Below are 13,655 nucleotides of genomic sequence, written 5' to 3'. Positions count from 1 at the left end.
GCCTGAATGCCTGCCGGAGAAACACATGAGTCAATGGCCAGATAGCCGCATCACTGAACTGTTTGCCGTCGAACTGCCGCTGTTGCAAGCCCCCATGGCGGGCGCCAGCGGATCGCAGATGGCCATTGCTGTGGCTCAGGCTGGCGGCTTGGGGGCATTGCCCTGCGCCATGCTCACCCCTGAGAAAATCGAACAGGAAGTAGCGACTTTCAGGCAGCAGACCGGTAACGCTCCGCTGAACCTGAATTTCTTCTGCCATCAGCCTCCGGCCCACGATGCCGAGCGCGCCGAACGCTGGAAGCAGTCGCTCAAGCCCTATTACGAGGAATTGGGTGCCGATTTCGATGCGCCGACACCGGTCTCCAACCGCGCACCTTTCGACAGCGACAGCTGCACGCTGATCGAACGATTGAGGCCGGAAGTGGTGAGTTTCCATTTCGGCCTTCCGCAGCCATCGTTACTCGATCGGGTCCGGGCCACGGGTGCAAAGATCATCTCGTCAGCCACCACGGTCGAGGAAGCGATCTGGCTGGAGCAACACGGCTGCGACGCGGTGATTGCCATGGGCTACGAAGCAGGCGGCCATCGGGGGCTGTTCCTCAGCGATCAACTGCACACCCAGGTCGGTACCTTTGCATTGGTCCCGCAAATGGCTGACGCCACAAGCATCCCGGTCATCGCCGCAGGTGGTATCGCAGACGGTCGCGGTGTCGCGGCGGCATTTGTTCTGGGCGCTTCGGCGGTACAGGTCGGGACCGCGTATCTGTTCTGCCCGGAAGCCAGCGTCAGCGCCCTGCACCGTCAGGCGCTGCACGATGCCACGGGCAGCCAGACCGCTCTGACCAACCTCTTCACCGGGCGTCCGGCGCGAGGCATCGTCAATCGGATCATGCGCGAAGCCGGCCCCATCAGCCCGCTCGCCCCGGCGTTTCCGCTGGCGGGCGGTGCCTTGATGCCGCTCCGCGCGCAGGCGGAGAAACTGGGCAGCAGTGACTTCGTGAACCTCTGGGCAGGCCAGGCAGTCGGTATCAAACATCGGCTGGGAGCCACCGAGCTGACGCGGCAACTGGCTGAAAATGCGCTGAAAATTCTGTCTCCGCGATAAAACAGTGCTTTCAGAACAACAGGCTGACGCTATATATTTATTTATATAGCGAAACGCCCTTACCCCGATGGCGTGCGTTTTCATCATCAAGGAGCTGCTTCATGCGAACGACCACGCTGCGCGCCATTCTCAAATTCTCCGTGCTGGCCTTTGCCGCCTCTGCCGCAGCCCATGCGTCTGCCGACGAAGTGCAAGTCGCCGTGGCGGCCAATTTCACCGCGCCGATCCAGGCGATCGCCACTGACTTCGAGAAGGACACCGGCCACAAACTCGTCGCCGCGTTTGGCGCTACCGGTCAGATCTATACGCAGATCAAAAATGGCGCGCCGTTCGAGGTATTCCTCTCGGCCGACGACACAACGCCGGCAAAACTCGAGCAGGAAGGCGACACCGTCAAGGGTTCGCGCTTTACCTACGCGGTCGGAACACTGGCGTTGTGGTCGGCCAAGGATGGTTATGTCGACAGCAAGGGCCAGGTACTCAAGGCCAATCAGTATCAACATCTGTCCATCGCCAACCCCAAAACCGCCCCCTACGGTCTCGCGGCGACTCAGGTACTGAGCAAACTGGACCTGACCGCGGCCACCAAAGCCAAGATCGTCGAAGGTCAGAGCATTACCCAGGCCTACCAGTTCGTGTCCACCGGCAATGCCGAGCTGGGTTTCGTGGCCCTGTCGCAGATCTACAAGGATGGCAAGCTGACCAGCGGCTCGGCCTGGATCGTACCGGATGACCTGCATGACCCGATCAAGCAGGACGCAGTCATCCTCAACAAAGGCAAGGACAGCGCCGCTGCCAAGGCGCTGGTCGAGTACCTCAAGGGCCCGAAAGCCGCCGCGATCATCAAGTCCTTCGGATACCAGCTGTAAATGCCGCTGGGGAGTGCCGACATCGCGGCGATCTGGCTGACGCTGAAACTGGCGTCGCTGACCACTGTCATCCTGCTGATCATCGGCACGCCCGTTGCGCTGTGGCTGGCGCGCACTGATTCATGGCTAAAGGGGCCGATTGGCGCAGTCGTCGCCCTGCCCCTGGTCTTGCCGCCAACCGTTATCGGTTTTTACCTGTTGTTGCTGCTCGGCCCCAACGGTGCGGTGGGTCAGCTTACGCAAGGCCTGGGACTGGGCACACTGACCTTCAGCTTTGCCGGCCTGGTGATCGGCTCGGTTCTGTACTCGATGCCTTTTGTCGTGCAGCCGCTGCAGAACGCGTTTGCAGCGATCGGCACGCGCCCTCTGGAGGTCGCAGCCAGCTTGCGGGCGGGGCCTTGGGACACCTTTTTTCACGTGATTCTGCCCCTGGCCAAGCCGGGCTTTATCACCGCGGCCATCCTCGGGTTCGCGCACACGGTCGGCGAGTTCGGTGTGGTCCTGATGATCGGCGGCAATATTCCCGAGAAAACCCGTGTGGTGTCAGTGCAGATCTTCGATCACGTCGAATCCATGGAGTACCTGCAAGCGCACTGGCTGGCCGGCGCGATGCTGGTCTTTTCCTTTCTGGTGCTGCTGGCGCTTTATTCCAGTGGCAAATCCAGAACGGGATGGAGCTGAGTTATGGCGTCGCCTATAGAAGTTCGCCTGCAGATGGCCTACCCGGATTTCACCGTCCGTACCGACCTGAGCCTCCCTGGGTCGGGCATTACCGCGCTGTTCGGGCCTTCCGGCTCGGGCAAGACGACCTGCCTGCGCTGCATCGCTGGCCTGGAAAAAGCCGATCAGGGCTTCATCCGCGTTCACGATGAAGTCTGGCAGGACACCGAAAAAGGTATTTTCCTGGCTCCGCACAAGCGGGCGATCGGCTATGTGTTTCAGGAAGCCAGCCTGTTCGCGCATCTGTCGGTGCGGGACAATCTGGAGTTCGGCATGAAACGTATCCCGCGCCAGCAGCGCCGCATTCAACTGCCGCAGGCCAGCGAACTGCTCGGCATCGATCACCTGCTGCAGCGCAACCCTGACAAGCTGTCCGGTGGCGAGCGCCAGCGCGTGGGCATCGCCCGCGCCCTGCTGACCAGCCCGCGGCTGATGCTGCTCGATGAGCCGCTGGCGGCGCTGGACACCCGGCGTAAAAGTGAAATCCTGCCGTACCTGGAGCGCCTGCACCGCGAGCTGGACATCCCCATGCTGTACGTCAGCCATGCTCAGGATGAAGTCGCACGCCTGGCGGACCACCTGGTGCTGCTCGAGGCAGGCACCGTGCTGGCCAGCGGTCCGATCCACGAAACCCTGGCGCGGCTGGACCTTCCTCTGGCGATGGGCAGTGATGCAGGCGTGGTCATCGAAGGCACGGTCAGCGCCTATGATCAGCATTACCAGTTGCTCACCGTAACCCTGCCCGACAGCAAACTGAGCATGCGCGTCGCCCACGCGCAGATGCAGGTCGGCACCCTGCTGCGCATCAAGGTCCAGGCCCGGGATGTCAGCCTCAACCTGCAACCCGATTACCAGAGCAGCATCCTCAACCGCTTGCCGGTCACGGTGATCGAGGAAGCGCTGGCCGACAATTCGGCACACGTTCTGGTGAAGCTGGACGCTGGCGGCACGCCGCTGCTCGCACGCATCACTCGCTATTCCAGCGACCAACTGAACCTGCACAGAGGCCAGTCGCTCTGGGCGCAGATCAAGGCGGTCGCGGTGCTGGCCTGACCTTTCGAAAAAAACAGCCACGCAGCAAATAAACGGCACCACCGTAAAAGCCCGAGGTCAGTGTTTTTAACTGCCTTTGGAACTTAGCCATGCCTGACTCGACTGCCATCAGCCAGCCCGCCAGTGAACTGCATTACGTAGACGACACTCAACCGGGCCTTACGCGCAAGGTACTGCGCGGCAAATTCGCGTACTTTGACACCAAGGGTCAGCGCATCAAGGACGAGTCGGAGATCAAGCGCATCAACGCACTGGCAGTCCCGCCCGCCTACACCGAAGTGTGGATCTGTGCCGATCCGCTGGGCCACCTGCAGGCCACCGGCCGCGATGCCCGCGGGCGCAAGCAGTATCGCTACCATCCGCGCTGGCGCGAAATACGTGATCAGGACAAATACTCGCGGCTGATCGAGTTCGGCCATGCGCTGCCCAAAGTGCGCAAGCAGATCGAAGCACAGCTCGCTCAGCCGGGCATGGGCCGGGAAAAAGTCATGGCGACGGTCATTTCATTGCTGGACGCAACACTGATCCGCATCGGCAACAGCCAGTACGCCAAGGAAAACCGCTCGTACGGCCTGACCACCCTGCGCAACAAGCACGTTGAAGTCAAAGGCGGCCAAATCCTCTTCGAGTTCCGCGGCAAGAGCGGCGTCGAGCATAAAGTCAGCGTCAAGGATCGACGTCTGGCCAACGTGATCAAACGCTGCATGGAACTGCCCGGACAAAACCTCTTCCAGTACCTGGACGAAGACGGCGTGCGCCACGCGGTGACCTCTTCCGACATCAATGCCTACCTGCAAAGCCTCACCGGCTCGGACTTCACCGCCAAGGACTACCGAACCTGGGCTGCCAGTGCGCTGGCACTGGCAACGCTGCAAAAACTGCACTGGGAGCCAGAGGCCGACGCCAAACGGCACATCGTCGACATGGTCAAGGCAGTCTCGAAACAACTGGGCAACACCCCTGCCATCTGCCGAAAATGCTACATCCACCCGGCGGTTCTGGAAGGCTTCCTGCTCGGCAACCTGGCCAAACTCCCCCGCTCCCGACAACGCAAAGGCCTGCGCCTGGAAGAAGTCGCCCTGGCAAGCTACCTGCGAATACTGGCTGACAAGGTCGAGGCCGTGGTGAAGGATACGGTGGTGAAAGACAGCAAAGCCTGAGTCGCCGGATCACGGCACGTCAGCCTTTGCACCAATAAAATTTCGTAGCCTCATGATTTGCCAAGCATTTCTGACAGGCAAAAAAGCAGCGTCTTGTACCGTTCGGGACGCTTTCAAGCTTGCTTCATAGGGGCCGGGTGTATATATTCCCTGCTCTTGGCGCTACCGCCCCGATGGCGAAATTGGTAGACGCAAGGGACTTAAAATCCCTCGTCCTTTGGACGTGCCGGTTCGACCCCGGCTCGGGGCACCACATATATAAAGGGCTTACCGGGCATTTTGCCGGGTAGGCCCTTTTTGTTTTGGTTCGGAAAAACAGTCGTTTATTGGACTGCCTGCCTACAACGACGGCGGTGTCGCCGCACAAAAATCCATCTGGTGAATTGTGTGCTGGATCACCAGACGCAGCTTGTCGACGCAGTGATCAAGACCTGCGCCTCTGTCGTCGATCGCCTTTATTACGTATGACTAAAGCCTGCGTGATGCCTCCGATTTGGAGCTGCACCGTGCCAATCTGGAAAGCTTGCCGCTGCCGCAAAAGTCGAGAGAGATACCGGTGCTCAAAAAGTGAAAGCCAGCGCGACCGCACCACAAGCCGCTGCGGCGCTCATACCGGTCGAACAGGCATCACCAAAGATGTCTACCGTAGCATCTTCCCCCAAGCCGACGAAGCTTGAAGCGAATGTCACCGCCGCCGATCTTCATGCGCTGGTAAAGGCCAGACTCCAAGCTCGGTCCTCACCGTAAACTGGGGCGCGCTGGACGATCTGGTGCACATCCAAGGCGCTGACTCCCAAATGGACGGAGTAACCATCACGCAGTTGGCAGCATGATCGCTACCGAACTGAGTACCATCCAAGCCAACCGCGCAAAGTCAAAGTCATCCGAGCTGTCCGAGGCCTTAAACGAGTTTCAGCGCAGCGGTGGAACGGTGCGCGACCTTGGGTCGTTTCAGGTAGCGCCCCGCCCTCCACGTAAAGAGCCGCCACCCCGCAAGCCCCGCTACAACAGCGCGGATCAGCGGAAGTATGTTGAGGAGGAAGAGGACCTGGCGCTGCTAAAGCGTATGGAGGCAATGCGCGACCTGGGCGTCAGCCACTTCAAAGCCGAAAAGCTGACCGGGATCAACCGCACCGTCATCAAGCGAATCGTTCAGCAGTACAGCCTGGACTACCCCAGCAGCAGCCGGGCGAAATGAAGCGCCTGCAAATACGAGGTCCGCCACGGCAGGCGCCAGCATCACATTCACTTGGCGCCCAGCGGCTACACGGAGCTGATAAATGGCCCTCACCCAGAAACAGCGAGACGAGAGGACGGCGCTCAAGCGGCAGAAGGCCGGGGAAGAGGAATTGCGACTCAGAGTGCGGCCCGGCACGAAGCAGGCGCTGGCTGAGCTGATGGAGTGGGCGGAGATTAAGGAGCAGGCCGAGGCCGAGGCCATGACCTTGATGATTCACCACCTTCATGCGCTCGGCCCGGTTAAAGCGCTGCATTTTCTTCAGGTCCCGCGCCACGAAATCACAGTGTCGAATATCGTGGCGCTGAAGTTTCATCGCAAGAGCATGCTGATGATTCAGCAAGATCCGGGTGATGAGATATTACCTCCTCAGGCTGAGGCCTTCTGATTCGGCATAAGCCTTAGCTCTGGCAATAGCAGTATCCTTTGCCTCTTGTTCGGTTTCAAACTCGCCTTTGCGTGTTGCTGGAACCTCTCTGCCTTTGACTTTCAAGGCAACGATATCCCAGCCTCCAGCAGGACCAGCCCCCAATACAGCGTCGATATCACCCTCTGTGAACTGACTGCTAACTCGCATCATTTGCTCCTTTGATCCGGCTCCATGCCGGTCATCATCTATAGCTCACCTCCAACAAATCTGCCACCACCGGCTACCGGAGGGCGGAGCCTACCCGAGGTAAACGAAATGCCTGTACGTCATAGCGTCATCCACAAAATCGACAAGAAGCCTGACTGCAGCCCGGCCGTTCTGTTCCTGGGCGCTGCCGAGCAGGTTGAGAGCCAGGTTCGCGACGATCTGATGAGTCAGCTCAACGAAAGCTACAACGCAACCGCCGGCAAGGGATGGGGTTTTTTCCACCCACAGTCGGGCGCTTTCCCGTTTAGCGGCTGGCTGGCAATTACCTGGCCGGCGATATCGACTTCCTGGAATTCAGCGCCAGCGGCGTCGAGCACCTGACCAAGCTGATGGAAGAGTCGAACCTAACCACCGGCGGGCACGCCCTTTTCTGCCACTACCAGCAAGGCATGACCGACTACCTGGTTATCGCTCTGGTGCAGGAAACCGAAGCGGTGACCATGACCGAAGAACTGGCGCTGATGACGGTGAACTGCCTCGACGTCGACCACATCCGCCTGGCCGCGCGCATCAACGTGAGCGAGTGGCAGAACAACCCTCAGTCGAAGCAGTACATCTCGTACCTCAAGGGCAAGCAGGGTCGCCGGATCAATGATTACCTCCACGACTTCATTGGCTGCCAAGAAGGCATCGACGGCCCGGGCGAAACGCGCACGTTGCTGAAGGCGTTCAGCGATTTTGTCGAGAGCGAGGACATGGCCGACGAGGCCGCTCGCGAGAAGACCAGCACCTTGGTCAGCTACTCCATGGCGCAAGCAAAACTGGGCGAGCCCATTACCCTCGACGAATTGTCAGGCCTGATCGACGAAGACCGCCCGAAGAACTTCTACGATTTCATCAAGGCAAAGAACTACGGGCTTTCCGAATCCCTGCCGCCGGACAAGAAGACCCTCAACAAATTCCGGCGGTTCACCGGTCGGGCCGAAGGCCTGTCGATCAGCTTTGAAGCTCATCTGCTGGGCGACAAGATCAAGTTCGACGAGGCCGGTGGCACGCTGACGCTGCGCAACCTCCCCACCCAGCTCACTAACCAGCTCAAGCACTCCGCTGCCTGAATCGCCCCTCACCTATTGCTCTAAACGCCCTATTGCTTCGCTTAAAGACATGCAACTGCGCTGGGTAAGCGGGGCGTGCAGCGCGAGAAGCTCGCGCATGAGTTCAAGTCGGTGCTTTAGGCGAAGGTGGGCGACGCAGCTCTGCTGGCGCCAGGCCGCTTTGCGCCCTAATGGCAGATATTCCGCGCCACGAAACCAAGTTTAAGGTTGTGGCGCGGAAAGCAGCGCTGGCTTGTTAACGAGAGGTATTAAAGCGAGTATAAGTTAAAATAAAATTAGATTAGGGCTCCACAAATTCTCTGACAAACGGAATGCATCGCTCGATGAAAACGAATGGATTATCAACGGGAATCCAATAGCGAAATATTTCGCGGACACGCTTTCCGTCCTCTCTCCGGTAGAGCACCTTACAACTCCCCTCAACACCAGCTTCGTCAGTGCTAAACAAAAATACGATATTCTGCGATGGAGAATTTTTTGGTATCTTGCCAATCACAACTTCTCCCACGTCAGAGATTGGCGGTTCAAACGTCACCAAAACATCGCGCACTTCGCGACCTTCGTTTACGACCTGAGTAGAGGTTCGAGTAAAACCTCCGTCAGCGCCAGAGCGTGCCCCTGCTACAAACCTAAATATGGGAGAGATAGATTCCTCAATCTCACGTTTCTGCATCTCTAAAGCAGTCTTTCGTGCTTCAATCTGCTGCATGGCCGCCGCAGCCATTATTGATTGCTGCTCTACAGAGTATCTTAATTCTTCAGCCTGAAGTTGCAGGGCATCTGTGCTGAGTTTTAACTCTCTGCCTTGCTGCAGAAACCCCAGGATGAGCCATAGGAATGCAATAGGACCAAAAGCGCCAGCAAGAAAATCCCCCAGTTCGTTAAGCTTCAGATTGATGAAGTCATCAAGCTTTAAAGCAACGACAGTGATCATAACCGTCAAATAAAAGGCTGTTCCCAACGCACCCCAAAACTCCAATTTCCGCCTCATACAAACTCCGTTTTTTGGCTTATGCCGATCATCATCTATAGCCCACACTCAGCAAATTATCCATGACTTAACTCCACGACTATCGACGAAATGCAAAATAGGTAGTCGTGAAAGTTCCTGATGAAAACGATTGATAATTTCCCACGTCCCAATTATCGATCCCATGTAGCTAGTCACAGCCTTTTCACCGCGTCCATGCAATTATCAATCTGAGCGTCAAGCCTTTTCAATATATTCTGTCTGTCAGGTACTCCCAAGCCATTCACAGACATTAAGTAAGGCGCACCACTGAGCTTTGCCATCAATGTCTCTACCTCCTTACGTGCAGAGAAGACCGAATCGACGAAGACGGGATCTGGCAACGACGAGATATCGATCGCATCCATTATTTTTGATGCTCGCTCTAGCCCGAGCTTTAGCACTTTTGCTTTTGTTCCATCGTTCTCCACTTCATCCGGCTTGACGACCGCTTTCAAACTTCTCAACAGACCTATGATTGCTTCGCACTTCGCTAAGATCTTCTGGCGCTCTAAGCGCGCTGCTCTCCGTCCTTGAATGGCAGATATCCACCACGCAACCCAAATCGAGACTATTGCCCCTATCGCCTGCACCCAGGAAGCAGCCTCTGATTTTGATAGACCGAATCCGAAGGCCATAGTCAAAATCAAAGCCACAATTAGAAAAGCTGCGCAAGCTAGAAAAACCACCGATTCCAAAATGCAGCGAATTACTGAACGTATTTTCACGCATATCCCGTTTGAGCAGTTATTTGGCATGGGATTAATAGCCTGATTCGACCACTTACGCCACCCTTCGGAATGAATTATGAGCCAGCTCCACCAGATACTGGTAGGCGACTGCATCGACATGATGCGCACGCTGCCAGATGAAAGCGTACATACGTGCGTGACCAGTCCGCCCTACTACGGTCTGCGTGACTATGGCGTAGAAGGCCAAATCGGCCTGGAGGAAACCCCTGCAGAGTTCATCGCCCGCCTGGTCGACGTGTTCCGCGAGGTGCGCCGGGTGCTGCGTGCTGACGGCACGATTTGGGTGAACATGGGCGATAGTTATGCCGGTAGCTGGGGCGCGCATGGCCGGGACGACATGGGCGTTGGTGTTTCGACGATCAGCCAGCGCCAGGTGATGGCGAGCCAGCGGAAATCGAAAGCGACAACCCACGCCGAGTACAAGCCTAAAGACTTGATGGGCATGCCTTGGCGTATGGCCTTCGCGCTGCAGGACGATGGCTGGTATCTGCGGCAAGACATCATCTGGCACAAGCCAAACCCTATGCCGGAGTCCACGCGCGACCGCTGCACGAAAGCTCACGAATACCTGTTCCTGCTCAGCAAGTCGCGGCGGTACTTCTACGACCAGGACGCCATAAAGGAACCGGTGGCAATAAGCTCTATCGCCCGCCTAGCTCAGAACGTTGACGATCAAGCGGGAAGTGATCGAGTGCCGGGCAAAACAAATGGGCCGATGAAAGCAGTGCGCAGCAGGCGGGACAGCTTCAAGCGGGAAGACTCGAAGCGGGAGCAGGTGATTCCAGGCCAGACAGTCGGAACTCATCGACCTGATCTGGATGACAGCGATTACCCATTGGATGTGCGGAACAAGCGCTCCGTCTGGTCAGTGCCAACGGTGGGCTATAAGGGTGCCCACTTCGCAACCTTCCCGCCCGACCTGATCAGGCCCTGCATCTTGGCCGGCGCGCCGCGCGGTGGCGTGGTACTGGACCCATTCGGCGGTGCCGGTACCACGTCGCTGGTTTCGATGCAGGAAGGTCGCCGGTCGATCATCTGCGAGCTGAACCCGGAATACGCGGCACTGGCACGCGCCCGGATCGACGCCGCTTGGCTGGATGGCGCTTCGCAGATGGACGTGTTCGAAGACGCCATGCTTGCAAGCGTATGCACAACGCCTACAGTATGAAATAGCGATACGCCACTATTAAACCAGCTACGGCACCGGCAAGTATAGTGCTGAAAGACAGCCACTTCAAAATCCTGAATGAGGGTTCCCCTCTCTTAACTCGCTTCCATTCCAAGCCTAACTCAACGTGAATCGCGCTAACAATATTCGCAACATTTTTATCGTTATCATCTTGTGTTCCGTCAGGGTCCGAGAACGTTTTTAGTAGCGCTATTAGCTCTATATGTTCTTTAGGGTTTAGGCGAAGTTGAATCTTTGTGGCAAGAGCCTCCATTTTTAAAAAGTCGTCGTGGCGCTCTAGAATATATTTAGTCGTATTCTCACCAAGACTATGCTTTACCCGCAACACCGACGACATGGCGAAAGCAGTTCCAGCCAACTCCGAAACATCGGTTCTCAGCCCATCAATCCATGCTTGTCGAAACTCAGAGGTCTTCTGATCCTTAGCTAGCACGGTCACTACGAAAGAAATAAAGCCCGCGATTAAAGCTGCCACTACGGGTCCAGGAAAAGGCCACAAACTCTCAAAACCGTCCATGCTAGAACTCCCTAATACTTGCTGAACATCACGTTTCAGACGGATACAAAAACCCGACACTTCCTACAGTTTCGCACCTCTTTAACGACTCACGCCACCCCGGCGAGGATGAACTATGTCCGCTCACCAGAAGAAACACCCATTCGATTTCAAAACCCAGTACGGCCTTGGCTTCAATCCGCAAGACGATGAGATCGTTGTGGACTTCTTCTGCGGTGGAGGCGGCGCCAGTACCGGGCTGTAAATGGGCCTTGGGCGCACCGTCAGCGTGGTCAAGAATCACAGCCCGGCAGCGATCAGCATGCACACCGTGAATCACCCGGGTGCGAAGCACTTCACGACTGATGTATTCGACGGCGATCCGGATGCGAAATGCGGCGGCAAGGCCGTGGGCTGGTTCGACATGAGCCCGGATTGCACCCACCACAGCCAGGCCGCTGGCGGGCAGCCGCCAAGCGCGAGATCCGCAACCTGTCTTGGATCGGCTTGAAGTGGACAGGCAAGAAGAAGCCCCGCGTCATCAGCCTGGAGAACGCAAAGCAGATCCTGCAATGGGGGGCGTTGGGAGCCAAGCGTTGCAAGTCGACCGGGCGGGTCGTGAAGCTGGGCGGCGGCATTGCCGCACCTGGTGAGGTTGTACCGGTCGATCAGCAGTTTCTGGTGCCAGACTTTGCCCGGCGCGGCCAGACGTGGGCGGTGTTCGTGGCCTAGATGGAGCGCCTGGGCTATGCCGTCGAGTGGCGTGTGATCCGAGCGTGCGACTTCGGCGCGCCGACCAGCCGGGAACGCCTGTTCATGATTGCCCGCTGCGACGGACAGCCGATCGTGTGGCCAGAGCCGACCCACGCCAAGCGCCCCGCCAAAGGCAAGAAGCCTTGGAAGACCGCCGCCGAGTGCATCGATTTCACCGACCTGGGCAAAAGCATATTTGGCCGCAAGAAAGACCTGGCACCGGCCACCTTACGGCGGGTGGCCAAGGGCATGAAGAAGTTCGTCATCGACAACCCGACCCCGTTCATCATCCCGATCGCGAACTGGTCCGGTGAGACGGTGCAATCGGCCAACGAGCCGCTGCGCACGGTGACTTCATATCCCAAAGGCGGCGCTCCCAGTCATCGCGCCAGCGACACACCAAGGCAGCGATCGCATCAACGATCCAACTTGAGCCGCTGCCAACGGTGACGTGCGCAAACCGCGGCGAACTGACGCTGATCAGCCCTACCCTGATCCAGTCTGGTTACGGCGAGCGGGAAGGCCAACAGCCCCGCGTGCCGGGGATTGAACATAGGGACGGTCGTTGCCGGTGGCGTTAAGCAAGCGCTCACAAGCTCGATACTGGTGGGTGCTGGCGGGCCAGTTTATGCAGGCAAGCCAGTAGCAGCAGATCAGCCGGTGGGCACGTTGATGACTCAGAACCACCGAGCGGTGGCCACGGCATTCATGGCTCAGATGAACGGTGGCTTCAACACCACCCACGCCAAAGGCGCTGACGAGCCCATGACGACGATCACCAATACTGGCAGCCAGCAGCAACTGGTGACAGCAACGCTGATCACCAACACAACGGGCCACGGACCGACGAACCTTGAAAGCCCGGTACCAACCCTGACAACAGGTCTGCACCACGCCCTTCTGGCCGCAAACCTGGTGCATCTACGCGGCAACTGTGATGCACGGGACGTGAACGATCCGCTGTACACCGTCAGCGCCGGCGGGCAACACCACGGATTGGTCACAGCGTTCATGGAGCGGCAGTTCGGTGCCAGCGTCGGCCAGCCTCTGGATGAGCCTGCGCCTACCGTTACGGCCGGTGGCGGCGGTAAAAGCTCTGTCGTATCCCTCAAGCTGTCCCCTGAGCATGAGGAAGGCGCGCTACGCGTCGCCGCATTCCTGATCAGCTATTAAGGAACCGAGAACGTGAGCGGTGCAGGTGAGCCAGCACCAACCATCACGACCAAGGATCGCTTGGCTCTGGTCACCGTGATGGTCAAGGGCACGCCCTACGTGATCGTAGACATCTGTCTGCGGATGCTCAAGCCGTCCGAGCTGTACAAGGCTCAGGGCTTCCCAGCCGACTACGTCATTACCCACGGCGCCGACGGCAAACCGTTCACTAAAACTCAGCAGGTTCACATGTGCGGCAACAGCGTCAGCCCGCCGGCGATGGCTGCACTAGCAAGGGCTAATGATCCATGGTGCGCAGTACAAGGCAAAGCATGCGCCGCATAATGCCAACTTTCTAAGAGAGGATTATAACAGGACACTTACTCATACAAATCAACTACTCTGCTTCTCGGGCACAAGCCGCAAGATAATTAGCATAGAGGGCGAGACAAACCACCATTACGAACG

At 57.8% G+C, this 13,655-nt stretch carries 11 protein-coding genes, 1 tRNA gene and 2 pseudogenes; 11 read left to right on the top strand and 3 right to left on the bottom strand.

From position 1 onward, the window contains the following. The first annotated feature begins 25 nt into the window (after nucleotides 1-25). The 9 genes and pseudogenes from KBY08_RS15245 to yejK all read left to right on the top strand — a co-directional run bounded on the left by KBY08_RS15245 (nucleotide 26) and on the right by yejK (nucleotide 7,836). Entirely contained in the window at nucleotides 26-1,105 is a 1,080-nt protein-coding gene (locus KBY08_RS15245; protein ID WP_032655696.1) for an NAD(P)H-dependent flavin oxidoreductase, read from the top strand. Between the two features lie 101 nt (nucleotides 1,106-1,206). Beyond that, complete coding sequence (modA, locus tag KBY08_RS15240) at nucleotides 1,207-1,974, top strand: molybdate ABC transporter substrate-binding protein (protein ID WP_032655693.1); 768 nt, start codon at nucleotides 1,207-1,209, stop codon at nucleotides 1,972-1,974. Continuing rightward, complete coding sequence (gene modB, locus KBY08_RS15235) at nucleotides 1,975-2,655, top strand: molybdate ABC transporter permease subunit (RefSeq protein WP_058398297.1); 681 nt, start codon at nucleotides 1,975-1,977, stop codon at nucleotides 2,653-2,655. Between the two features lie 3 nt (nucleotides 2,656-2,658). Then, nucleotides 2,659-3,747, top strand: coding sequence for a molybdenum ABC transporter ATP-binding protein (modC, locus tag KBY08_RS15230; protein ID WP_058822089.1), 1,089 nt, complete (start codon nucleotides 2,659-2,661; stop codon nucleotides 3,745-3,747). Between the two features lie 89 nt (nucleotides 3,748-3,836). After that, entirely contained in the window at nucleotides 3,837-4,907 is a 1,071-nt protein-coding gene (locus tag KBY08_RS15225; RefSeq protein WP_024660821.1) for a DNA topoisomerase IB, read from the top strand. Nucleotides 4,908-5,074: 167 nt separating this feature from the next. Further along, nucleotides 5,075-5,160 (top strand) — tRNA-Leu (locus tag KBY08_RS15220). 576 nt (nucleotides 5,161-5,736) lie between these two features. Then, the gene (locus KBY08_RS15210) at nucleotides 5,737-6,105 is read left to right on the top strand and encodes a hypothetical protein (RefSeq protein ID WP_111522269.1); all 369 of its coding nucleotides are present in this window, start codon (nucleotides 5,737-5,739) and stop codon (nucleotides 6,103-6,105) included. An 82-nt stretch (nucleotides 6,106-6,187) separates the two neighbouring features. Beyond that, entirely contained in the window at nucleotides 6,188-6,532 is a 345-nt protein-coding gene (locus KBY08_RS15205; protein ID WP_111522270.1) for a hypothetical protein, read from the top strand. Nucleotides 6,533-6,829: 297 nt separating this feature from the next. Then, nucleotides 6,830-7,836 (top strand): annotated as a pseudogene (gene yejK, locus KBY08_RS15200) (nucleoid-associated protein YejK). A gap of 280 nt (nucleotides 7,837-8,116) precedes the next feature. Here yejK and KBY08_RS15195 read toward each other — a convergent pair. Together KBY08_RS15195 and KBY08_RS15190 are read right to left on the bottom strand one after the other, a co-directional pair. Beyond that, nucleotides 8,117-8,827, bottom strand: a complete 711-nt coding sequence (locus tag KBY08_RS15195) for a hypothetical protein (RefSeq protein WP_111522271.1) — start codon at nucleotides 8,825-8,827, stop codon at nucleotides 8,117-8,119. A 173-nt stretch (nucleotides 8,828-9,000) separates the two neighbouring features. Continuing rightward, nucleotides 9,001-9,573, bottom strand: a complete 573-nt coding sequence (locus KBY08_RS15190) for a hypothetical protein (protein WP_146258842.1) — start codon at nucleotides 9,571-9,573, stop codon at nucleotides 9,001-9,003. Nucleotides 9,574-9,652: 79 nt separating this feature from the next. Between KBY08_RS15190 and KBY08_RS15185 the strand changes: the two genes are divergently transcribed. Continuing rightward, nucleotides 9,653-10,765 carry a DNA-methyltransferase gene (locus KBY08_RS15185; protein WP_111522273.1) on the top strand — a complete coding sequence of 371 codons (1,113 nt, stop codon included), beginning with the start codon at nucleotides 9,653-9,655 and terminating at the stop codon, nucleotides 10,763-10,765. On the opposite strand, the gene KBY08_RS15180 is transcribed toward KBY08_RS15185, so the two are convergent. Further along, entirely contained in the window at nucleotides 10,755-11,303 is a 549-nt protein-coding gene (locus KBY08_RS15180; protein WP_111522274.1) for a hypothetical protein, read from the bottom strand. The two genes, KBY08_RS15185 and KBY08_RS15180, sit on opposite strands and share 11 nt — an antisense overlap. Nucleotides 11,304-11,418: 115 nt before the next feature. Here KBY08_RS15180 and KBY08_RS15175 point away from each other — a divergent pair. Next, nucleotides 11,419-13,532 (top strand): annotated as a pseudogene (locus KBY08_RS15175) (DNA cytosine methyltransferase). Nucleotides 13,533-13,655: the final 123 nt, after the last annotated feature.

This window comes from Pseudomonas sp. P135, from assembly GCF_020312125.1.
GTDB classification, from domain to species: domain Bacteria; phylum Pseudomonadota; class Gammaproteobacteria; order Pseudomonadales; family Pseudomonadaceae; genus Aquipseudomonas; species Aquipseudomonas fragariae.
This window is presented reverse-complemented; position numbering and strand designations above follow the sequence as displayed.

Coding starts and splice junctions, on each gene's coding strand:
- KBY08_RS15245 (WP_032655696.1), top strand. CDS start 26: ATGAGTCAATGGCCAGATAGCCGCATCACTGAACTGTTTGCCGTCGAA.
- modA (WP_032655693.1), top strand. CDS start 1,207: ATGCGAACGACCACGCTGCGCGCCATTCTCAAATTCTCCGTGCTGGCC.
- modB (WP_058398297.1), top strand. CDS start 1,975: ATGCCGCTGGGGAGTGCCGACATCGCGGCGATCTGGCTGACGCTGAAA.
- modC (WP_058822089.1), top strand. CDS start 2,659: ATGGCGTCGCCTATAGAAGTTCGCCTGCAGATGGCCTACCCGGATTTC.
- KBY08_RS15225 (WP_024660821.1), top strand. CDS start 3,837: ATGCCTGACTCGACTGCCATCAGCCAGCCCGCCAGTGAACTGCATTAC.
- KBY08_RS15210 (WP_111522269.1), top strand. CDS start 5,737: ATGATCGCTACCGAACTGAGTACCATCCAAGCCAACCGCGCAAAGTCA.
- KBY08_RS15205 (WP_111522270.1), top strand. CDS start 6,188: ATGGCCCTCACCCAGAAACAGCGAGACGAGAGGACGGCGCTCAAGCGG.
- KBY08_RS15195 (WP_111522271.1), bottom strand. CDS start 8,827: ATGAGGCGGAAATTGGAGTTTTGGGGTGCGTTGGGAACAGCCTTTTAT.
- KBY08_RS15185 (WP_111522273.1), top strand. CDS start 9,653: ATGAGCCAGCTCCACCAGATACTGGTAGGCGACTGCATCGACATGATG.
- KBY08_RS15180 (WP_111522274.1), bottom strand. CDS start 11,303: ATGGACGGTTTTGAGAGTTTGTGGCCTTTTCCTGGACCCGTAGTGGCA.